The organism is Alkalibaculum sporogenes (assembly GCF_009362815.1).
GTDB classification, from domain to species: domain Bacteria; phylum Bacillota; class Clostridia; order Eubacteriales; family Alkalibacteraceae; genus Alkalibaculum_A; species Alkalibaculum_A sporogenes.
This window is the reverse complement of sequence record NZ_WHNX01000002.1, coordinates 133,211-156,719: the sequence shown is the minus strand read 5'-3', so window position 1 is coordinate 156,719 and position 23,509 is coordinate 133,211. Positions and strand designations below refer to the sequence as shown.

The following is a 23,509-nucleotide window of genomic DNA, read 5'->3' as shown; positions in this document are numbered from 1 at the left end:
GCTTAATCAAAAGGTGAAGAAACTAATCCGATTCTTTTTCAAGAATACTATTAATTTTCTCTATATTCTCCTTAGTATAGGGGATTTCCGATTGTGAATCTAAAACTAGTACTCTGTTTTTATAAACCAGAATAATAGTATTCTTCCACCCGCGATACTCCCCCTCTATTTTATACATTTTTTCGGCTCCCCATGGGACTGGATCACCTTCATGGAATGAGTAATCGTATTTTTTACCGGAGATTCTACCATCTATATATTTACTTGTTATCCACTTATAAGGGCTCTCAAAAACTTTTAATCTTATTATCGGGGAATTTTCTACTTTATTCCATTCGTAATAATAGGTATAGGTACTTAATTGTGCTAAAAAGGTTTCTTGGCTATCTATTCTATTACCGATATAGCTTATTTCATTGGATTCATTGATTGGTAATGGATCTATCAACTGTTGTTTTGTCTCATCAATTGACCATTGATTCATGTTAGATGAAAAAATGATTACATTTACCATAATAATTACACATACATTAATTAATATCCTCCCCCCAAAAATGAGTTTATTAACTCTAGTGCTATGATTTCTATCCTCATAGAAATAGTAATACGTTTGTAAGATTCCTAAATATAAGAGAATAGTTAATAATATCAACTTATTAGGAGAAAGTGTATACATTATTATTAAAAAAACACTTATAAGCAGGGCATCTAAATGCAGGACTGTAATCCATTGTCTTCTAGTTTTAAGATTGAGTTTGCCAGTTGATTTTAAATTTTTCTTAGCACAAATTCGCCATTTTATATAATCTGCAAGAATAATTAGTGCAATTATTATCATAAGAACGTATACACATGTACTTATCAGCCAATTATATCGGGTAACAAGCTTTTCAAAATTTGAGTTTATTAGATAAAATAAAACACTGATAGATAATATGACAAGCCATATATAACTATTTTGCATAAGAAAGGCATTATTTATAGCTTTGAATTTCAATTTTTCATCTGTTTGAATAGGTAGCGGCTCTTTTAGTTCCGTATAGAAAATCTGCATTTTGCCCTTTGTGCAAACATGATTCCATCCCTCTTGTTTACAGTATTCTATGTATTCCATAGTAGGGATATAGGGCTGTTCATCAAAGATAGTGCCCTGCTGAAAATAATCTACTGAAAATGTTAGTTGTGTAGGTTTCATCCTACAAAATACAAATATACAAGGTGTAGAGCCACGCCCCTTAATGCTGTCTATCATCCAGCCTTCGGAAGCCATTTTCATTAAATATTTTTCCACTGCTGCACATTCGTAAGGTTGGAATACAAATATTTTTCTCATATAATCCTTTTTAGCCATCACTCAATCCTCCAAAAAAGTTTTTCCCTCAGTTGCTAAGGTCAGTAATCGCTCATATTCATCTCGAAGCAATTCCATCCCTTTTTCAGTTATGATATAGGACCTCTTTCTACCTTCAACTTTGGTTTGTTTGATAATCTTAGCTAGCTCAAACTTTGCAAGTAAAGTATAAAGGGTTCCAGGACCTACCTTCACCCTTCCATGAGAGATCTGAGAAACCATATCCATAATATCCACTCCGCAACATTCCCTGGTCAAGGCAAGTAGAATGTAGTACATAGGTTCAGTTAAATTTTGAAATTGTTCTCTAGCCATTATAACCTCCAACAATATCTATACTCGATATCGTGTATCGATATTAATATACTACTCTCATTTGTAAATAATGTCAACTAGTTTTTGCCACATTAACATGTACTAATTTTTTTAGTACACAATAATTATTTACAAGTAAATATTTTTGACTACATTACTCAGAATAACAAAATGTTTTTCAACAAAAAAAAATAAAGAACAAATTCATCATAGTTTCATGAGAATTTGTTCTTTACGTATTGTATTCACTTGTCATTTCATCATCCTTTCCTATTTATTCAAAGATTTTGGTTTATTGTAAGGTTCAATAATCACTTTTATCTTTCCATATGATAGGTTCTTGATCAATTCGCTTACTTCCAAATCTAGTTTTTTTATCACTAGTTTGTTTCCTCCGATTCCTATACGGACAATCGTCAGGTTTCATCTTTTATCGATTAGTATCCTATCAATTAGATTATATAAGGATTAAAGTTTCCTTTTCAAATAACCATTTCCTTGTTATTTTATATATACCCAAGATATTTTGATTAAAACAAGTGTTTAGCCGGATATTACTATGAATAACCTTAATTTAAATATATGGTTATAATGTATTTGTCAACTGAAAAGTGGTCCAAATATTAATTCAAAAACGGTCCACTACTTCTTTCCATTTATCCATACAACTATTTCCTCATAACGATGACTTGTTTCTCTTGATATATCCATAGTATGACCTTGTATGATATGAAAGACGATCTACCATAGCGCCTGTTAGAATTGGATCGATAAATATTTCCTCCCAACGATCAAATGCTAGATTGGTTGTAATTATAATAGAGCCTTTATCATTTCTATTTGATAATAAAGTAAATAGTATTTCACATCCTGAAAAGAAACATAACCCAACTCATCTAGTATTACTAAATTGTATTCTTCGAATTTCTTTTTATAACTATTTAGTTAATTCAGACTATTGCCTCTTTTAATTCAATCATTAAATTTGGCACTGATATCTTCTAATATTTCATCAATATAGTCATCTAGTTTCGTTGAGTATTTACACCATGACCGATTTTCTGAGTGATAGGCTGGTGGATATTTTTTCTAGTATATTAGTTACATCATATGGTTGTGCAACTTCTAATAATGTTTGTTGTTCCACATATTCATTCCAATATTTTGTAACTGTTTTTCTGTTTATAGGAAACATTTTAGAAATATTTCGGTTAGAATACCCTTCCTTATTTAATTTAATAATTGTGTGATTGTCCATTAACTTAATAACGCCCTTAGTACCTCCCATATCCTCAGATATGAAAGATTATAATAAAATAGTGGACCATAATTCAATTAATATTAATCGAATTACTGGACCACTTTTAAATTACCATAAACAGTAGTTCTATTAAAGGAAAGAATGCGGAAAAGAAATCACATCTAGAGGTTAATTTACATTCTACTGTAGTTCTATTAAAGGCTTGTAGCATACCAAGAATTGATAATTGCTCTTCTAGATTTACATTCTACTGTAGTTCTATTAAAGGGACTTGAAGACTCTTCTGTACAAGGTATTAATGTATATTTACATTCTACTGTAGTTCTATTAAAGGCAATTTGCTGTTGAGGAGCGTAAGCCGGGGTTGAACCTTTACATTCTACTGTAGTTCTATTAAAGGTGTATACCATCGACCCTACAGTTAAACACATTAAGTATTTACATTCTACTGTAGTTCTATTAAAGGTTCATCTTCTTCAATATTATAATTAGTATCTTGAACATTTACATTCTACTGTAGTTCTATTAAAGGCTGGATTGTCAACACTAATTAAGACATTTTTTTGTCGAACGATATATTTTTATAACCAACTGGCGTAAAATAGCCCAATGAGCCATGTAATCGCTTGTTGTTATACCAATTTACATATTCAAATAATTCTAATTTGAGTTGATCAAGATTTTCAAATATCCTATTGAACACAAATTCAATTTTTATAATTTTATAGGTTGCTTCTGCAACTGCATTATCATAAGGACATCTTTTTTTACTTAATGACCTGGAGATATCAAAAACACTTAGAAGTTGGTCTATTGCTTTGTTTTTGAACTCATTCCCCCTGTCCGTATGAAATATATTGATTTTATTAAGTGGTGATTGAATCCTAGAAAATGCCTTGGTAATTAAGCTAACATCCTTGTTTTTACCTGCTGAGTAGCCAATTATCTCACGATTAAAAAGATCTATTAATACGCATATATAGTGCCACTTACCATTGACATTCACATATGTTAAATCACTTACTACAACTTCAAGGTGATCACGAGACTGGAAGTCTTGATCCAAAATATTTTTTATGTTATCTTCATTACATTTATTTCTATGCACTTTAAATTGTTTCACTGTGTACTTTGAAACCAAAGCATATTTCCTCATGATCTGACCGATTTTTCGCCTTGATACCTGAATATCATTATTTTTCAATTCAGCTTTAACTTTGCGAGTGCCATAGTTGTTCTTGCTATCTTTAAATATTTGAATTACTTGATTTTCTAGTTCGCTATCAAAGGTTTTTTTCTTTGGTGTATAGTAGATGCTTGCTCTAGTATTTTTAATATTTTGCTCATAGCACTGATACTGTAATTATTTTGATTAGCCTTGATCAAGGCTATTTTCGTCCCATTATCAGTGCTGCTTGCTTTAAAATATCATTTTCCATCTTTAAGTGCTGTATTTCTTTTCTTGCTTTTATGAGTTCCTTTTCAGCATCAGATAAGTTATCTTTGGCTTTAAATGAACTAGAATTATTATAACTGTGGGTCCATTTATGTACCGTAGATTTTGATATATTATATTCTATTGCAACTTCACTAATTGATTTGCCAGAGTTTACAAGGCTCACTATTTGCTCCTTAAATTCATCTGTATAACGGTTGCTTTTTTTAGACATTTTAATTCCTCCATTTTGTGATTTTATATTATCACGTTCGAGTATTTTCTGTCTAATTTATTGTATCCTATCCAGTATCTTCTGCTATTATATGAATAATCTCCATAATTTACATTCTACTGTAGTTCTATTAAAGGGAGATTATCAATCAAACGTACCTTGAAACGTCTTTATTTACATTCTACTGTAGTTCTATTAAAGAACTTTCTTAATAAAATCTCACCCATGGGACTGTCGTATTTACATTCTACTGTAGTTCTATTAAAGGAAATATGCCTCCAAAGACAGACGTAAAAACGCTTAATATTTACATTCTACTGTAGTTCTATTAAAGGTATTTTGAGTTTTATCGATAATATCAATAATATTATTATTTACATTCTACTGTAGTTCTATTAAAGGTTTTGTTAGTTTCGATTTTTAACCTTGCTTTGATTTATTTACATTCTACTGTAGTTCTATTAAAGGTAGTATCAATTCCATTTATAATCTCTTGTGTTTCATCATTTACATTCTACTGTAGTTCTATTAAAGGCTTACTTTTACTCTTAACAGCAATATACTTTGCTTTATTTACATTCTACTGTAGTTCTATTAAAGGGAGCATTTTTGTAGCCGAGGAAAGTTTTTCTCCTGGATTTACATTCTACTGTAGTTCTATTAAAGGTATTTCATAATTTATTCTTGCTATCTGACTATCTATAATTTACATTCTACTGTAGTTCTATTAAAGGTGAATATTGCCTAGCTTATGAATTAGAGTTAATTTGATTTACATTCTACTGTAGTTCTATTAAAGGTTAGTTGATTTTTGAATAACAATTGGATTTCTCCTAATTTACATTCTACTGTAGTTCTATTAAAGGCTTGCTAGTCCTGATGCTATACCACCCAAAAGTATTTATTTACATTCTACTGTAGTTCTATTAAAGGCTTTCAACCTCTTCTTTATTTCCTTGTTGTAATAATAATTTACATTCTACTGTAGTTCTATTAAAGGTGCTATGAAATTATAGTGTATTGTTATGCTACATTTATTTACATTCTACTGTAGTTCTATTAAAGGGAAGACCAAATTTTACTTATTCGCTCTGATATAATGGATTTACATTCTACTGTAGTTCTATTAAAGGCAAGACTTGTTTACTATGGTACAGGTGGTTTATTTATATTTACATTCTACTGTAGTTCTATTAAAGGTTAAAAATAATGTGTATGCTAGTGATGCCGTTGTGGATTTACATTCTACTGTAGTTCTATTAAAGGAAATGTGTAGTTGGGATATAGTTTCTCAAACTCTTGCATTTACATTCTACTGTAGTTCTATTAAAGGTTTATTACCCATTTATCAAAATCTTTTGGTAGTCCATTTACATTCTACTGTAGTTCTATTAAAGGTTTTACTAAATGATTGTTATTTTTTCACGTTCAAAATTTACATTCTACTGTAGTTCTATTAAAGGGAGATATTCCCAATTTATATAAAAGATTATTCTTAATTTACATTCTACTGTAGTTCTATTAAAGGGAAATTTTCCCATGTTACTTGTTTATAACATCGTTCATTTACATTCTACTGTAGTTCTATTAAAGGTGCAATGAAAGTTAAGGAAAGAATGGAATCAGATTTATTTACATTCTACTGTAGTTCTATTAAAGGTGGGATTCTAATTATGTTATGTATAGAAATACTAATTAATTTACATTCTACTGTAGTTCTATTAAAGGTATATCAGAGCGAATAAGTAGAATTTGGTCTTCTAAATTTACATTCTACTGTAGTTCTATTAAAGGCTTTCCCAACTAATTTTCCTACAGCACCATATCAAGATTTACATTCTACTGTAGTTCTATTAAAGGATTTAACATCTCTAGGATGGACAAAAAATGCTGTTTGATTTACATTCTACTGTAGTTCTATTAAAGGGGATTCTAATTATGTTATGTATAGAAATACTAATTAATTTACATTCTACTGTAGTTCTATTAAAGGATTCAAATATAAAGATGATTTATATGGTGTGTGGGATTTACATTCTACTGTAGTTCTATTAAAGGATTGAATTTGAAGAATTATAATTTAAAAAATTACTTATTTACATTCTACTGTAGTTCTATTAAAGGGATGCAAGTATTAGATAAAGCCAATCATGGCAAGTGTATTTACATTCTACTGTAGTTCTATTAAAGGTTGTCAATACAACTGTATATTGCTATTGTGCTGTCATATTTACATTCTACTGTAGTTCTATTAAAGGACTATAATATCTCAATTAACTTTAATAATTCTTCTTTATTTACATTCTACTGTAGTTCTATTAAAGGCGTGTATTAAGTACAAGTTAATTGATAAGTTTAATAAATTTACATTCTACTGTAGTTCTATTAAAGGTCATTTTTATGATTAAGGTAATAGATCTCTTGCATATTTACATTCTACTGTAGTTCTATTAAAGGTTAACTTTCAACTCCCTTTATATAAAATTTTACCTCTATTTACATTCTACTGTAGTTCTATTAAAGGTGCTGTTGGGTCTTTGCAACCGCTATTGTTTAATCTATTTACATTCTACTGTAGTTCTATTAAAGGTATTAGGGATATATTGTTAACCGTTGAAGAAACTACATTTACATTCTACTGTAGTTCTATTAAAGGATTCTATGCAAAAAGCATATAGACAATTTTATAAAATTTACATTCTACTGTAGTTCTATTAAAGGGAAGGTAGTGACGGATTATGAATAAATTGCGAACATATTTACATTCTACTCATATCCTCAAGCTTATGTAGCGGGGCAACAACTTCATAAATTGCGAACATATTTACATTCTACTGTAGTTCTATTAAAGGAATCATTTATAATTCGTGGTACGTTTTCTATTAGTTTATTTACATTCTACTGTAGTTCTATTAAAGGAAATCCTCATCCATCACCAGATACATCGACAGATACATTTACATTCTACTGTAGTTCTATTAAAGGGGAATGTTATGTGATTTTGCACAACCTTATCTTGACTATTTACATTCTACTGTAGTTCTATTAAAGGCGAGTATTGCCTAGCTTATGAATTAGAATTAGTTTGATTTACATTCTACTGTAGTTCTATTAAAGGTGGCATAGCACACGAAACGCATATTTTAATAGTGTTTAATTTACATTCTACTGTAGTTCTATTAAAGGTCTTTTTTTAAATATCTTCTATCTACCAAGTAATCTATTTACATTCTACTGTAGTTCTATTAAAGGATTGTATACCTTGCTTCAAGGCTGGGAAAAGTTATATTTACATTCTACTGTAGTTCTATTAAAGGTTGGTTTAGGCACTTGGTTTACTCGCACGGTACCGAAATTTACATTCTACTGTAGTTCTATTAAAGGTATCTACTATTATTGCTCTTATTGCATCTAAATCTGCATTTACATTCTACTGTAGTTCTATTAAAGGGTAATAATCATTGCACCCCCTACTACTTGCCAAATACATTTACATTCTACTGTAGTTCTATTAAAGGGAAAATTCTTGAAATGTCATTGTTGGGTGAATCCACATTTACATTCTACTGTAGTTCTATTAAAGGGCAAAACTAATGAAAAATAATGATACTTTCAACGGCATTTACATTCTACTGTAGTTCTATTAAAGGCTTACTAAATTAGTATGGTATATAGGTATATTATAAATTTACATTCTACTGTAGTTCTATTAAAGGAATAGCTAGAGATACAGATTCGCATCAACATTTTGAATTTACATTCTACTGTAGTTCTATTAAAGGCATGGTTAAAAAATACAATAAAAACTTATACAGATGCATTTACATTCTACTGTAGTTCTATTAAAGGATGAAAAGATTTGTTTGTTACATTTAGTATTTATCATTTACATTCTACTGTAGTTCTATTAAAGGGTCATACTTTATACGCTGACGTTTATGATTCTTTAATTTACATTCTACTGTAGTTCTATTAAAGGAGTCATACTTTATACGCTGACGTTTATGATTCTTTAATTTACATTCTACTGTAGTTCTATTAAAGGTTTCAATACTATGTATGATAGTAATTACTGCTAAGTGAATTTACATTCTACTGTAGTTCTATTAAAGGTCAAGCTGTTTAAATGCGTACATTTTAGAATATTATATTTACATTCTACTGTAGTTCTATTAAAGGAGTTCTGCATATATTTGTGTAGTACTTGGGTCCTCGATTTACATTCTACTGTAGTTCTATTAAAGGTAGAGAACTTCAAAGCCGCTGTTCCTGCTGCAGCTATATTTACATTCTACTGTAGTTCTATTAAAGGCTTGCTTGATTTTATTGTAGTCAATAGATATTTCTTTATTTACATTCTACTGTAGTTCTATTAAAGGGCTTGCTCTATCCACAATATATCTTCTTCTGTTTTTATTTACATTCTACTGTAGTTCTATTAAAGGCTAGACCTTCATTTTCTAATGCTATCTTTTCATTCCATTTACATTCTACTGTAGTTCTATTAAAGGTCTCAAATCTACTTCTTTTAAAACAACCTTTAGAAATTTACATTCTACTGTAGTTCTATTAAAGGGTCCATTGACTCATGACCCATTAACTCTTGTAAAACATTTACATTCTACTGTAGTTCTATTAAAGGGCGTAACATTTTTAGTACTATTAAGTATAGTTTCTAAGCCAGCTTTCTGTCGATGTTTAAATATTAATAAAATACCTAATTAAAAAACTACCTTATTATTAGTTCAAATGATTGTCTATCAATTGATATAAAAAGACTTGTCTATCCCCCATGTTTTATACACTATTACAGGTAGACAATTACTTCTTAAAAAAAATTAGATGTTTTATCATCTTCAATTCCCAAGGATTCCTTCTCTAACCATTTTTCATCCCTGCTCTTAAATATTAATAATGAATCCTTATCGTGCCTAATATATTTCTTAAGTTCAGATTTTAATTTCATGAGATTGAGTTCAGAAAGATTTCCTTCAAAGACTGATTTTTGTATATGCGTTAGATATCGCTTGCAAGTTTTAAAAGTATGTCTTTGTACTTTAGCACTTTTCTCATCCATCATTATATCATACATCAATATTACATACATACCAAATCACCACCAAATTTTAAATCCTGTGTACTCCTTTTCTCCAATAAGGTCTTTAATTAGCTTATAACATTCAAGCCTAATTAAATATCTGTATGATACTTCTCTTCCCAAATCTTTGTGATGTATCGTTCTATTTAATCTCTTGTCATATTCCATTAATATTTGTTTTTTTGCTGATTCTTTTAAGTATAGAAAGTTTGATTCTTTATCAAAATCGTTTTCTGTAATCTGATTCTTATTTAATAGAGAAAATATCATTCTTTCACCGATTAAAGGTTTAAATATTTCTGCTATATCCAAAGACAATGAAAATCTCTTAGTCCCTGGCTCATGTAGATAACTAATAGTAGGGTTAAGTTGTGTCTTGTAAATTTCAGATAAGACTGTAGTATAGATTAGACTATTTGTAAATGACAATAATGAATTTATCATATTATCAGGAGGACGCTTAACCCTTTTTTCAAATTGAATTTCTTGCTTTACAATATCATTCCATGTACTATAGTATATTTTCCTAATATTACCTTCTATGCCCATTAGTTGATTTATAGATGAACTCTTATCTAGAGTATTCATTAAACTAGTAATATCCTTCATTGGATTTTCAAGATTTACTCCCCTACCATTATAATATCTTAAATTTCTATAGATATTATGTGATGCAGCCTTTAGTATTTCTTGTGCTATTTTTAATCGACTATTATTATCAGAGTACTTATTAACCTGTTTCACTAAAAGATATCCACTTATATTACTTTCTCTTGGATAAAAACTTCCACTATAAAATCCATAATAATTGAATATATGTAAGATGATCTTTTGTTGGGATAGAAAATTCAGCAATTTTGTATTCATTGAAACTTCTCCAAACAAATAGATTTCGTCAGTTACTTCAGACTTTAAATTCTTTTTATCACCGTCAAGGGTAGTAATGATTACATTGTCATCCTTCCTTCTCAGATCACCGTCTTTAAAAATATAAAATGTTTCTCCCATATCTCCCTCCTAAATAAAGCACAGTTCATAATAAGCACATTTTTTACAACGTGTTTTATGTAATGTTCCTGGAGGTGATTTCATATCCATGACCATACGAATCTCCTCTAAAACATCGTTCATTTCATCTTCATTAATATCATTGGGATAGATAGTTTCACGTTTTCGAAGTAGGGGATAATCTATAATCCCCTTTTCTATCTCAATACCCTTTTGTTTTAGTACCCATAAATAATATTTTAATTGCCATATCGAGGCATCTTCTATCTTACGCGATTTTTTTACTTCATGTATTACTTTCCATTCTCTTAGAAAGTCAATGTTGATGGTTTCATCAATTAAAATATTTTTCTTCTCTCTCTCATAAGACGTCTCATCAATTAGTTTTCCCATACTTACCAAATCGCTGTTGTGTTCCATCGTGACATCCTTAATAAAGTACCAGAGTTTCCTTTTGCATACAAAATTGTAGTAGACCATGACACCAGTTATTTTTTTCATACTATCATCCTATAAAAATCTTTCACTATAATCATACGATTGATTTTTCTGAGTCAAGTCATCCTTTTTCATATATTCTATACCTATCTCTTCTGAATACTTACAATCTAATATTGGGATAGACTCATATTGATTCAAAACTATAGTATCAAAAGTATTGCTATAAATTCTAAACTGAGGAGTATTTAAAGTAAAGTCCATCAAACTATTTCTTGCTCTAGTCTTTCTATATTTCAGCTCTTTCCTTTCCTCTACACTAAGAGATTTATCATATCCCTTTGATAAAATCTCAGCGTATTCCTTTATTTCAAGTTTGTGTTTTGTAAATATCTCTTTTGGTATCGCTGTGGCTGAATCAATATTTCTAAACATTTTTTTAATATCACTTTTACTTTTTTCGTGATCTTCTATGCTTTTAACATAATTCAAGTTACACTTTATTAATTTATAGTACTTCGTATTCTTCAATTTTTCTGTAGTGTATAAGCTACTGACCATCTTCATTTTATCTTCTTCATCTATAACTCCATCTATATTTTTTAGGGCATCTTTAGATAAAGCAAAAATTTCTTCATCTATAACATAACCAATTCCACTACATTCTTTTTCTCCTCCATCAAATACATAGCAGTTATAGTCTCCTTCAAATTCTCTGTTTCGATAGCATCTACCCATTCTTTGAAAAAGGCCATTCAGATCAGATAGCTCAGTAATCAATATATCAAAATCAATATCAAGTGAGGCTTCTACTACCTGAGTTGTTACCCATATTCCATATACGTTTGAGTCTTTGTGCCCAAATCTTAATATATTTTTTTCCTTTTGTTTTCTATCTCGTTTGATGAAATTACTATGAAATAGATTAATATCTTCTTTCTCATAAATCATATCCAATTCTCTATAAATTCGCTGTGCTTCTTTTACCGTGTTACAAATAATCAAAACTTTATTATTCTTATATAACGTTTTAATCATTTCAATATTTATCTTTGTGGGTACTCTCTTTATACTGTGGCGAATTCGTTGGTTATTTATAAACGTTTTTGGTGGAAGAAAATTTACTCCTTCATCTCTAAGCAAGTCTTCAACTAAACTTGGTAAGGTTGCAGTCAAAATAGCAAATTTCCCACCTATATTAGTGATATATGTTAGTCCTAATATTAAATAAGCTAATAAATCAGATGAGTACATTTGCACTTCATCTATTACTACCTTAGCAAAAGATAAGGTCGCTAGCTTAGATTCAAAACCTCTATATCGAAAAACAAAATCAAATATTTGATCTAAAGTACAAACGGTTATAGGTAATGATAACTGCTTCGTTTTGTTATAATACTCATCAATATCGACTTCATCTAGGTCGTTATTAAGATACTCACTGTAAGTATCTGAGTGCAAGAGACCTACTTTATCATCTGTATCTTCTTTCACTATTTGTTTCGTTATTCTATCATACATAGCGTTGATAGCCGTTTTTAGGGGTAGAGTAAAAAAACCTTTATTATTTCCAATCCATAAGAGACCAGCTTCCGTTTTTCCCATTCCTGTTTGTGCTATAACAATAACATTTTCATCTCTATGGTTGATCATATATCTCTGCAAATCATTCCAATCTGAACTAGAATTTATTTTCTGCCATTCTGACATCAAATTTTCCATACTTATCAATAAAAAATCATTTCCTTTTTCCACTTCAATGGCTCCACTTGCAGCATAATCAATTCTATTTAATAACCCTTTTACTAGAATATAGTTAAAAAAAACTTCTTCACCATCTATCTGATATATTCTTTTCTTTGAAAAATATTTGGCACCTAATTTCCTTACTGTTAGTTCTTGATCCACTAATTCATAATCAAAATCACTTACTTCTTTTTCCATTAACTGAATTTCTTGATCTAATATCTCATTCTCGTATGTAAAGTCTCTTTCATGATGATATGCAATAGAATGAGCCAATATTTTTATTTCACTATTGCTAAATCCTTGGGATTTTAAGTTCATGGGATTAATAAAAGCTAAACTTAGAATACCATGAGGTATTTCATTTTCTTGGACTCTACCTGTTGTAATCTTATCTTGAAATTTAACATTCATTTTACCAAAGTCATGATATAAACACGCCTGGTATAAAATATCCCAATTTACATTTAAATTGGGATATAAGGATTTTAATATATCATAATTTCTCAAAAGATTATCGGTATGCTCCTGAATTGTTTCTTGGGGATTAGACTTAGCTAAATATTTATTCATAGGCTTTTACCTTCTTTTCTTAAGCAGCAAATACAATATTTCCATCCTCATCCATGAGAATACTTTCATATTCACTAGCTATAATATTAGATGTATATACTACATCTACTTTATTCCATTTGCGGAACACTTTATCTTTACCATGAGATTCTAAGGTGTAATCCTTTGTCAGAATATATCTTGTTCCACTACTTGAAAATCCACCAGTGCCAATGCCCTCGATGATAATAGATTCGTTACTAAACATACTTGTTGGAACATACGCAGTATGATCTTTATCTAGGTACCTATCTTTTTCTAATATTTCTTTAGACACTTCTACTACCTTAACTTCTTCTATTGTAACTAAATCTTCTCTTCTTCCAAGCGATGGGTATTCTCTCGGAAATAAAAATGCATTGTTTATTTCCTCTATCAATTTTTGATTTCGTGGGATGATATGAATTAAAAGTTGTACATCAACTAATAGTTCTGTCGTCGAGACTCCTCTGCTTACACCAAATTCCGAAGCTTTCAATTGATGTCTAGTTTCATCGTATCTCATTCCGTTTTTAAATTCATATCTTGTAGATAAATCGTTAACCTTTGAATAATATTTGCCTTGTACACTAATGTCCATATCTTTATAGTCTTTATAGTCACATAGGCTATGTACCATCCCAATTATCGTAGAATATGGAGGTAGAGGATACGTTTCTTTCAGTTGAAAACTTGTTGGTTTCTTATAGTTAACCATGTCTTGGCTTATTAACAATCTAATTGCCTTCATAGTACTCGCTTACCTTTGCTTTAAGACTATTAAAAAACTCTGGAATGGCTGTAGCATTTAATTTTACTTTAATTTCGTTGTCATTATTAAATCTACCCTCTATCAAACCACAATAAGTATCTTTTTTTATATTATCAAAGAGAACTCCTTCTATCTGCTCTACTACTAGTCTATTCTCTTTTACATCTAGTACATTTTGGAATACTGGATTTTTAATATCATAAACTCCTCCAATTGCAAATAGTGGTTTCAAGTCTTCTCTTCTACCTCTTATATCTCTATATAACAAAGAGACAGTATCAAGCAATTTGTTAACCCTTCGCCTTTTCTCCTGATTATTAATTTCCATTTCATACTCTTCATCGATTCCTATCTGATCTAGGTCAGCTGTCAAAGTATATCGATAATACGACCTGTGTATTTCTGCTTGAGCTATATTCATATTTTCTTTCAATCGATCTGCCAATCCTTTATTTGTCAAAAAATCTAAATCTCCTTTAAAAGTTTCTAGGGATATTGCATTAGAAAGCCTAACTTTGGCTGACCGCTTTTTTCCATTACTTCCTTTTTCAGTTTTCAAATATCCAAAGAAATCTATTTCAGGATAATCTTTGATAGTAGCATTTTGGTCAAATTGTATTACCTTTTTATCACCACTCCCCTCTGCCTTTACTTCTGCGTAAGCTTCTCCTAATTGCTCAACGATATTATAACGAATTGCTTGTCTTGAAATATAAGTATATTGATCCCCTTTTCCACGCGCCATTTTTTTCAGTGATGCGACATTCCCTACTGATTCTCCATAGTTTGCACTTTCTGCTTCAAATACCATTGATATCGTAAGTCCTTTTGGTTTCATATTATTAATCATTTTTATCTCCTCCATTTTTATTGCTAGTCTCTTTTCCTTCTATTAATCCAGTAACAAAAGCATAACCAATTGTTTTATATTTTTCATCATCCTTCAATGCCTCTAAAAATATCATGGGTACAGTTTTTTGTGCATACAAATAACAATTTAATAGTGTATCCATAAACATATTTTTGTTACTTGTCTTTAATGCATTCAGAAGTCTATAGGATATACCGTTTAATTTATCCTTTGAACCTTTACCTCTATATTCTTCTCTGAGATAATACCCTGAAGTATTCGCTTGCTTTATGATATCTTTCTCTAACTTTTCCATATACCCCAACCCCTCCATTATTCTTAAATTTATAGTTAATACTTTCTGTACTTGTTTCATGCTAAATCTGCAATTTGTGGGATTAGATAACTTACATACTAAAAGTTTATGTATTAATGTAAATAAATTCTGATTGTTTAAAATACGTTCCATTACAAGCTCATATACATTAAAATACATTTTTGATTCTGTAAATCCACAATTAATAATGTTGTTTAGGTCTTCTTTTGATAAATTTATTATTCTTAACATTTGTTTAGATAAGATATTAAATCGGTACTTCTCTTCTTCATATTTAACCACCTGAATATCTGCTAAGTCATATTTCGATCCATCATTAAACTGTTCATGAATGGCATATACTAATCCTCTGTAAGTAATACTTCTATTGTCTTGTGTCTCTTTTAACATCTCAGTTTTAATTTTATTATTAATATTAATGGCAGATTGAAGTCTAGATCCTTCATTGATGTATATACCTTTATTAGATACATATGTCATCCCAGCCGGTATGCAGGAATAAACTAATTTGCATACTGGACATAATGCAACATCATTGTTAAAATGCCAAACATGAGATGATTTTCTACTGACATCAAATCCAGTATTGTTTAAGAAGCTTAGATCATTCTTTAAATCTGTAATTCCTTTATTGCATACAAAGCAATTATATTTGTAGGTTGCTTTCTTATTATCAATGTATGATTTAATAGGGATAATAAAATAATTATTGTAATCATCATACATATCCTTTTCTTTTGTTTGTGAATTTAAAAAGGAGACACCATTCCATGCGTTTTTGACAATTGTATAAATTACATTTTTTCCTGCCAAATATTTTTTGCTTTCATATTCCTTGCAATAATGAATTAGCACCTTTAATTGTGTAAATTTTTCTTTGATCTCTTCAATTTTATCATCTACGTTCTCATTCTTTTTTAGTTTAATTGTCTCAATTTTTTTGACTAAACTCAAAACATCTACCTTTGAATAAATAATCTCATATGCAGCTTTGTAACTAGCACTATTAAAATAATACTTTGCTATATCTTTTATGTAATGATTTAAATTTTCTAGATGATCAACTGTAAAAGATTCGAAGTTACTGTTTTCAAAATAACTAATAGTGTTTTCATAGGATACAATCTTATACCAAGAAAGTGACATTTCATATTTGTCAATCAAATACTTAAAATATTTCTCTTCAAAACCTTCTAATATAACAGAATCGAATTCAACATACTGATCCTTAATTTCTATAGGATCACCTGCATGCTGTAAGATATTAACCAACCCTACTAAACCAGCATTAAATAACCAATCATTCATCTCTAGCTTGATTTTCTCTCCCACTTTTTTCACCTCCTCCTATACAATGTCTACCATACCGAAGCCACTGCCTCTTTTACTACCTATCCCTGCTTTATATAAGTAATCTAAAATATACGTCTGCCCTGTGACTTTGACTTTGCCGATATTTGATAATACTTCTATTCCATAGTTTTTGACTTTAACCTCTTTAAGAGAATCAGAAAACTCAACCTTTAAACCTTCACAATCATATTGTACTCTTTCACCAAATGCATCTTTAAGCTGATACTCTAAATTCTGTCTAAAAATAACTTGTCCCTCTTCAGATCGTAAAGAATGATACCAGGTCTTTTGATTATCACCACAATGCTCTCTAACGACAATTGGGCTTAACGTTTTCAATATAACAGTATCATTATAAATTAGTTTCTCTTTAATTAAATTAATCTTATTAATGGTCAACACATTATTTTTTATATGTATTTGTTTTGATTTATTTGATAAAAAAGAGTTGTAAAACATAATTCCATCTTCAATATTAAATGCTGAAAAATTTAATATTATCTTCTTCTCAGGGATTAAGATATCTTCTCTGAGAAATTTGCATTGTCCTAAATATAATGAAAAAGTAAAATCTTTCGTCAAATTTGGATTTATTTCATATAAATTCTCAAAATAGTCTTTGTTATATGAACTAAAACACGTTTTTAAAACAGAAATAATTATTCTATTTTTATCTTTTGGTAATAACTCATTGTCTAATAATAATTCTGTAGAAAACCTCATTTTTTCACCTCCTCTACTTTTTCACCTCAACATTTACCTTAATATCCCTATTATACATTCCTAAGTAGGACATATGTTGTCCATTTAGAAGATATTTAACAATTATTACTTTCTATCTCAACATTACCATTATACTTCTCTAACATCGCCTCAATTACATCTTTAATTTCTTCTCTAAAATTTTCTGGTTCAAGTACCGTTACACAATCTCGCATGCTCAGAATCCAATTAATAATTTCAGTTTTGCCTTTCATTTTTGCCTCGAATATAATTGTATCTTGATCTAAATCCATTATCTTTTGGTTTGGGCTATATATTTTTTCCTTAACTATATGTGAAAATGGCTTAGTGATTTTTAGCTTTAATTTAATCTCATCATCTTTAAAAATTCCAAAGCTGTCTTTTAAATAGTTTTGAAAAGTAAAATTATCATCTTTTTGAAAGTATTCATCTAATACTTGATATTCCGCTATCCTGTTCAATTTGAAATCAAGTATTTTATCTCTATACTGACAGTGTGCAACAAAATAGGTATCGCCTCCATACTGAAAGATTCCATAAGGGTGTATGACTCTTTCTTTCAAACCTGACGATAAAGAAACATATTTCATCTTAATTTTCTGCTTTAATAAAATAGCAGCTTGAATATCTATCATCTTATTGCGAACATCTTCACTCTTATAAGAAGCAGTTGGCTGTTTAACCAAGTATGAGTTCATAATAGAATCATTGTTTGTATTTTTTCTCGTCGCTTTTAACTTATCTATTAAAAATAAATAGTCATTGATAAATGGATATTGTTCACTCTTTAACTTCTTATTGATCATCTCAAGGATAGTTATTTCTTCTTCCGTCGTGGTTAACTGCCATAAAAATTGATCGTCATTTATAAAATACCCTCCATATCTCCCATTTTCAGATTCAATATAAATACCTGCTTGTTCAAGTTTGTCCTTATATCTCTGAATTTGTTTTTCTGATACTTCTATCGTTTGTGCTAATTCTTTTTTCGTCTTCTTCCCTCTGCTCTTTAAGATCGTTAACATTTTTAGAGCATTCCCGATTTCACTCATACAAAACCTTCTCTCATATTTACTTGAGCTAATATTTTAGTTGTTCGATGTAATAACAGTATTTTTATCGATTAGATATTTATTCCATAAATATTATATTCTACACAAATCTCCTTTTTCCTTCTTTTATCTACAATATTCTGTGTATTAATAATATAAATAACCCACAAGGGGAGCATACCATTATCCCTCTTATGAGTCATATTAATGATTACTGATTAAATTTATAGAGTAGTAATTTCTATGCTTTACTTTGCCTAAACTATGGGTGCTAACAACAACACTTCCTCATTATTGTTATATATTGTATCAAATTGGGTTATTGGCAGTGGATTTCTTCCTAGTCCTACTTCCATGGTGTATCCTGGGCGGTTGTATTCTTGTATAAACCAATCTTTGTAGCCTGCATATGCAGCTTCATAAGGTACATCTGACAAAAGATATCCACTCGCTGCTGCAAATATTTCTCCTATCTCTCGTGATCTGGGTGGGAGCATATCTCGGTACTGCCAGAAGATTACTCTTCCTTGCGAATGATAGGCTAGAACTAGCTTAAAGTTTCGTTGTCTAGTAAACTCTGCCATGGCTTGAGTTTCTGGTTCTGATAGTGGTGATGGTCCTCCATACCTTGTTGGACCAGGTCCATCTATTCCAAAGGCTGGTTCTTGCGCTTTGGCTTCTTCCCATCCTGCAGGGTAATTTCTATTTAGATCTACGCCTCTAATATTAGCTTGCCATACTTGTGAAAATGGCAGCCCTGTATCGTTCCACTCTAATAGCTGATCATAATATGGGTTATCTGGTTGTAGTCCTTCTAGGACCAAATCTACACCATCAGGATTAACCATAGGTACTATATATATACTGCTTCTACTCCATATGTCTCTTATATCGTATCCTCTAATGCTTGTGCCTCTTGCATAAGCTCTAGCGAAATTTTCAATAAACTTCATTAGTAGAGGTGTAGTTATCCACTCTAATGAGTGGTGTGACCCATTATAAGATACTTCCACTGGTCCTGTTCCTAATCTAATATAGGTCAGATCTTTTCCCAGTACACTCGTACCTATACTACCTACTTCTATAAATGGATAACGTGCTTGTAACCCTTGTATATCTCTTTGCATTATTTCATAAGTATAATCGATATTAGTAAATACTACATCTATTCCGTATGGTATTATGAGTTCTTGTGATATCCTTAAATTCATAGGGTCTACTGTTGGATTTGCAGTCATTATTGCATTAACTGTTGTATAATACCTTCTTGCAATATTAAAAAAAGTATCTCCTGACTGAACTATATAAGTATCATATCCTTCTAGGAATCTTTCAAACAAACTCCAAGTTGCTGGTCCTACAATTCCATCTGCAGTTAATCTATTATCTCTTTGAAATGCTATAACAGCACTTCTTGTCTGTTCTCCAAAAACTCCATCTATAGGTCCTGCGGGATAACCTATCCTATTTAATAAACTTTGTATTAGTTTTACATTCGGTCCTGTTGAACCTATTCTTAAAGTTTCCATTTATATTCCACCACTTCCACTTCCCCTTTTATTTTCATAATACTGTTTCACTATAAATTTGTTACTGGTTTAGGTATATTAAAGTAATTTAATAGAAAACTTCAGTAATATAAAAAAAGACAAAGCTCATATATTTTTTTGCCTTGTCTTAATACGTTTATTTAATTATTTGTTTTTATTGTACTCTCATCAATTTTTCTTTTTTATGAGCTTTACTATACAGTACTACCTTATGATCTTCGTCATTTGTCTTTGCAACACATAAAGCCTCTACAATATTTCTAAACAATACTTCTTCAGGTTCATTTTTTGTTACATAGTGTATTCCTACTGATGTTGAGAGCTTAATGTCTTTCTCAGATAATCTCTCATTTTCTTTAATATATGTTCTTACTAATTCCATAAGTGTAATTGCATTTTTAGGAGGACAATTTTTTAGAATAATCACAAAAGCATCTCCTTGATATCTTGCTACTATATCTGAAAGGCGTATGTTTTCTTTAATAGATTTTGCAATTACTTTCAAAACTAGATCGCCTATAACAGAATCAAATTTTTCATTAATTTCTTTAAAATTATCAATATCTAGCATAACCAAGCAAAAAGGTGCTTCTACGGTTTTCATAACATTAATAAAATAATCGAAATTATAAAGTTGGGTTAAATTATCAAGCCTAACCATTTCCATTTGCTCTTTTATTTGCTTTTCTTTATAAAGATTTCTATATTGTCTAACAAACATAGTAATATAAAAAGCTATAAGAGCAATTAACGCTATAGTTAGTACAAAATTAAGTACTGGATATACTCGAAATGCCTCTAATATATCAATATCTAAAATTACAATAGTAAAAATACTCATTATTACACCTGAAATAAATATTATTATAGACGTTATTAACAAAACTAATGAATGTTCTTTCATTTAGATAAACCCCTTTTACATGTATACTAATTGAATAACCATTATATCATGATTTTTTTATATTTAAAGATGAAATATGGCGTAAAAGTGATTTTATTATTGTTATATTGTAAATATATATATTTTTAAAATATGTGATTGTATGACAAAAAGTTAACTTTTCATTTCTCAGTAAAACGATTTCATTTTATTTCTTATAATGATATACTTTTTAAGATGATAATATATAAGGGGTGTATACGAGTGCAATGTGAAAAAACTTTAATTATTTTAAAGCCCGATGCAATAAAAAGAAACCTTGTAGGTAAAATCATTGGCAAGATAGAAGAAAAGAATTATACTATTGAATCAATGAATATGAAGACTCTAAGTGTAGAGGACCTTACATATCACTATGATGAACATAAAGGTAAAGGTTTCTTTCCTGACCTTTTAGATTATATGAGTAGTGGACCTGTAGTAATAATGGTAGTTTCAGGAGATAATGTTATTAAGGGAATGCGTAAATTATGTGGCGCAACAGACCCTTTAGAGGCAGATGCAGGAACCATTCGTGGAACTTATGCTAGTACAAAAAACGAAAACTTGATTCACTCTTCTGATTCTATAGAAAGTTCAAAAAGGGAAGTAGCTTATTTTATTAAATAAACTTTAATTTAGAAAAATTCTACTTTATAAGGAAAACCTAGAATAATAACATGCTATTCTAGGTTTTTTTAACTAAAATTTCCAACTTACTTACATGATTACTTTTATAATATTATTTACAACTAACTTTTCGATTGATGTATTCCTTGTATTAGCATGGGAATAACCTGTTTCTTTCTAGAAACACAATCTTCTATAAATGTTCCTTGTTCCATGTCTCTTTTAAAAGCATTTTCTATCACTCTGTCTTTACTTTCATTATAAAAAACATAAGAGCCTTGTTTAATAATATCAGTAACTAATAATAGGGTAATAAACTGATCTTTTTGTCTATTTATTTCTTCTATTAATTTCAAATATTGATATATATTTTTTTTAATTGCTTCTATATTCAATGTGAAAACTTGAGAAATCCCGATTTTTGTTCCTTCTAAACTAAATTCCTTGTAATCACTGTAAAACACATCTTCTACATCTCTACCTGATATATCTGTACCTCTTCGAAACATTTCCATCGCGTATTTTGTAAGATCTATTGATATTTTTTTTGTCAATTCTCCTACTGCGTAAGTATCTAGAGAGGTAGTTGTTGGAGATTTTAATAATAGTGTATCTGAAATAATTCCTGATAGCATTAAACCTGCAATTTCATAAGGGATATCAACACCATTTTCCATATACATCTGATAAATAATAGTGTTTGTACTACCCACTGGCGAATTTCTAAAGTTTATGGGTATACTAGTGGAAATATCTCCAATCTTATGGTGATCTATTACTTCTAGTATCTCTGCCTGATCGATACCCAGTGCACTTTGAGAGTATTCATTATGATCAACTAAAATGACCTTCTTTTTACCTGGACTAATGACATGACCTCGGCCTAGTATACCTAAGTACTGTCCTTCTTTGCTTATAATAGGAAACTTAGAATGTTGTGATTCTTGAATCACTTCTTTGCATTCATCTAAATATTCATCTTCTTTAAATTGAAGTATATTTTCACTTATCATAATATTACATGCATAATTAGTTAAATATATTACTTTTGATGTTCTATAGGTATCGTAGTTTGTACGTATAATATTTACTTTATTTTCTTTTGCTAATTCAGATAAATCATCAGGTAAATTAACATTTCCTGTAATAATAATTAACTCTACTTTCTTTTCTAAAGCAGCTCGTATTATATCAAATCGATCGCCTACAATAATTATACTGTCTTCTTGAAAAAGTTGCATTTCTTCTACAGTATCTAGGTGAAAAGCTATAACAATTATATTTCCATCAATACAGTCATCAAACTTACATATTTCTTCTCCTTCTAATCCATTTATTACATTATCAAATGAGGTATGTAATTTTCTCTGATCTTCTTGAACTAGGCTCATAGCAATATCTTTCATTGTAATTAGACCACGTAAAACTTTTTCATCGGATACTATTGGCAATGTTCTAATTTTATTTAGATTCATATATGTATATGCGTCTAATATGGAATCTCTAAATGTAAAAGGTAAACCATTTTTATCGTATGATAAGTCTTTTAACTGAATCCTAACATTATTTAATATCTCTGGTGCATCTGTATTGAAATATTCTAGTACAAAAGCAGTCTCCTGATTAACTTCATCTAAAATAAATGCTTCAGTATTTTCCCCTAAATTGTTTTTCAAATAAGACAATGATATAGCTGCTGAAACACTGTCAGTATCAGGATTTTTATGTCCAAATATTAATATTTTATTATCCATGTACTACCTCTTTTAATCTTTATATTTATATCTATATATTTATAGCAATTGTATTAAATAAAGTCAA

Annotated in this window: 17 protein-coding genes, 1 pseudogene and 3 CRISPR repeat arrays; of the genes and pseudogenes, 1 reads left to right on the top strand and 17 read right to left on the bottom strand. The window is 29.7% G+C overall.

The annotated features are described in order from the left end of the window. Window positions 1-22 precede the first annotated feature (22 nt). From GC105_RS01745 to GC105_RS01670, 16 genes and pseudogenes are all read right to left on the bottom strand, one after another. On the bottom strand, window positions 23-1,351 hold the full coding sequence (locus GC105_RS01745) for a DUF2812 domain-containing protein (RefSeq protein ID WP_152801064.1): 1,329 nt from the start codon (window positions 1,349-1,351) through the stop codon (window positions 23-25). A gap of 3 nt (window positions 1,352-1,354) precedes the next feature. Then, on the bottom strand, window positions 1,355-1,666 hold the full coding sequence (locus tag GC105_RS01740; RefSeq protein ID WP_152801062.1) for a PadR family transcriptional regulator: 312 nt from the start codon (window positions 1,664-1,666) through the stop codon (window positions 1,355-1,357). Window positions 1,667-2,342: 676 nt separating this feature from the next. Then, window positions 2,343-2,528, bottom strand: coding sequence for an ATP-binding protein (locus GC105_RS17685; RefSeq protein WP_425481511.1), 186 nt, complete (start codon window positions 2,526-2,528; stop codon window positions 2,343-2,345). 180 nt (window positions 2,529-2,708) lie between these two features. Then, a complete protein-coding gene (locus tag GC105_RS01730; protein ID WP_152801060.1) occupies window positions 2,709-2,954 on the bottom strand; it encodes a hypothetical protein in 246 nt (81 codons plus the stop codon). Between the two features lie 79 nt (window positions 2,955-3,033). Continuing rightward, window positions 3,034-3,459: a CRISPR direct-repeat array (repeat unit 30 nt; unit sequence ATTTACATTCTACTGTAGTTCTATTAAAGG). Between the two features lie 18 nt (window positions 3,460-3,477). After that, a pseudogene (locus tag GC105_RS01725) lies at window positions 3,478-4,597 on the bottom strand (IS3 family transposase). Between the two features lie 106 nt (window positions 4,598-4,703). After that, window positions 4,704-7,318: a CRISPR direct-repeat array (repeat unit 30 nt; unit sequence ATTTACATTCTACTGTAGTTCTATTAAAGG). Between the two features lie 100 nt (window positions 7,319-7,418). Continuing rightward, window positions 7,419-9,239: a CRISPR direct-repeat array (repeat unit 30 nt; unit sequence ATTTACATTCTACTGTAGTTCTATTAAAGG). Between the two features lie 186 nt (window positions 9,240-9,425). Then, the gene (gene cas2 / locus GC105_RS01720) at window positions 9,426-9,704 is read right to left on the bottom strand and encodes a CRISPR-associated endonuclease Cas2 (RefSeq protein ID WP_152801058.1); all 279 of its coding nucleotides are present in this window, start codon (window positions 9,702-9,704) and stop codon (window positions 9,426-9,428) included. Window positions 9,705-9,710: 6 nt separating this feature from the next. Further along, window positions 9,711-10,703 (bottom strand): type I-B CRISPR-associated endonuclease Cas1b, encoded by a 993-nt coding sequence (cas1b, locus tag GC105_RS01715; protein ID WP_152801056.1) that lies wholly within the window; start codon window positions 10,701-10,703, stop codon window positions 9,711-9,713. 9 nt (window positions 10,704-10,712) lie between these two features. Beyond that, window positions 10,713-11,183, bottom strand: coding sequence for a CRISPR-associated protein Cas4 (locus GC105_RS01710; RefSeq protein WP_343029929.1), 471 nt, complete (start codon window positions 11,181-11,183; stop codon window positions 10,713-10,715). A 30-nt stretch (window positions 11,184-11,213) separates the two neighbouring features. Then, window positions 11,214-13,460 carry a CRISPR-associated helicase Cas3' gene (cas3, locus tag GC105_RS01705; protein WP_152801051.1) on the bottom strand — a complete coding sequence of 749 codons (2,247 nt, stop codon included), beginning with the start codon at window positions 13,458-13,460 and terminating at the stop codon, window positions 11,214-11,216. Window positions 13,461-13,479: 19 nt separating this feature from the next. Beyond that, window positions 13,480-14,229 (bottom strand): type I-B CRISPR-associated protein Cas5b, encoded by a 750-nt coding sequence (gene cas5b / locus GC105_RS01700; protein ID WP_152801049.1) that lies wholly within the window; start codon window positions 14,227-14,229, stop codon window positions 13,480-13,482. Beyond that, entirely contained in the window at window positions 14,216-15,088 is an 873-nt protein-coding gene (gene cas7i, locus GC105_RS01695) for a type I-B CRISPR-associated protein Cas7/Cst2/DevR (RefSeq protein ID WP_484476965.1), read from the bottom strand. The genes cas5b and cas7i overlap by 14 nt, the downstream gene beginning before the upstream one ends. A 4-nt stretch (window positions 15,089-15,092) precedes the next feature. Further along, window positions 15,093-16,769, bottom strand: coding sequence for a type I-B CRISPR-associated protein Cas8b1/Cst1 (gene cas8a1 / locus GC105_RS01690; RefSeq protein WP_343029926.1), 1,677 nt, complete (start codon window positions 16,767-16,769; stop codon window positions 15,093-15,095). Between the two features lie 15 nt (window positions 16,770-16,784). Continuing rightward, complete coding sequence (gene cas6 / locus GC105_RS01685) at window positions 16,785-17,513, bottom strand: CRISPR-associated endoribonuclease Cas6 (RefSeq protein ID WP_152801045.1); 729 nt, start codon at window positions 17,511-17,513, stop codon at window positions 16,785-16,787. A 95-nt stretch (window positions 17,514-17,608) separates the two neighbouring features. Next, window positions 17,609-18,586, bottom strand: a complete 978-nt coding sequence (locus GC105_RS01680) for a helix-turn-helix transcriptional regulator (RefSeq protein ID WP_152801043.1) — start codon at window positions 18,584-18,586, stop codon at window positions 17,609-17,611. 257 nt (window positions 18,587-18,843) lie between these two features. Continuing rightward, window positions 18,844-20,115, bottom strand: a complete 1,272-nt coding sequence (locus tag GC105_RS01675; RefSeq protein WP_152801041.1) for a M14 family metallopeptidase — start codon at window positions 20,113-20,115, stop codon at window positions 18,844-18,846. Between the two features lie 175 nt (window positions 20,116-20,290). Further along, entirely contained in the window at window positions 20,291-21,040 is a 750-nt protein-coding gene (locus GC105_RS01670; RefSeq protein ID WP_152801038.1) for a GGDEF domain-containing protein, read from the bottom strand. 243 nt (window positions 21,041-21,283) lie between these two features. On the opposite strand from GC105_RS01670, the gene ndk reads away from it, so the two are divergent. Continuing rightward, complete coding sequence (gene ndk / locus GC105_RS01665; protein WP_343029925.1) at window positions 21,284-21,688, top strand: nucleoside-diphosphate kinase; 405 nt, start codon at window positions 21,284-21,286, stop codon at window positions 21,686-21,688. Window positions 21,689-21,810: 122 nt separating this feature from the next. Here ndk and GC105_RS01660 read toward each other — a convergent pair whose 3' ends face one another. Then, window positions 21,811-23,442 carry a putative manganese-dependent inorganic diphosphatase gene (locus GC105_RS01660; protein WP_152801034.1) on the bottom strand — a complete coding sequence of 544 codons (1,632 nt, stop codon included), beginning with the start codon at window positions 23,440-23,442 and terminating at the stop codon, window positions 21,811-21,813. Window positions 23,443-23,509: the final 67 nt, after the last annotated feature.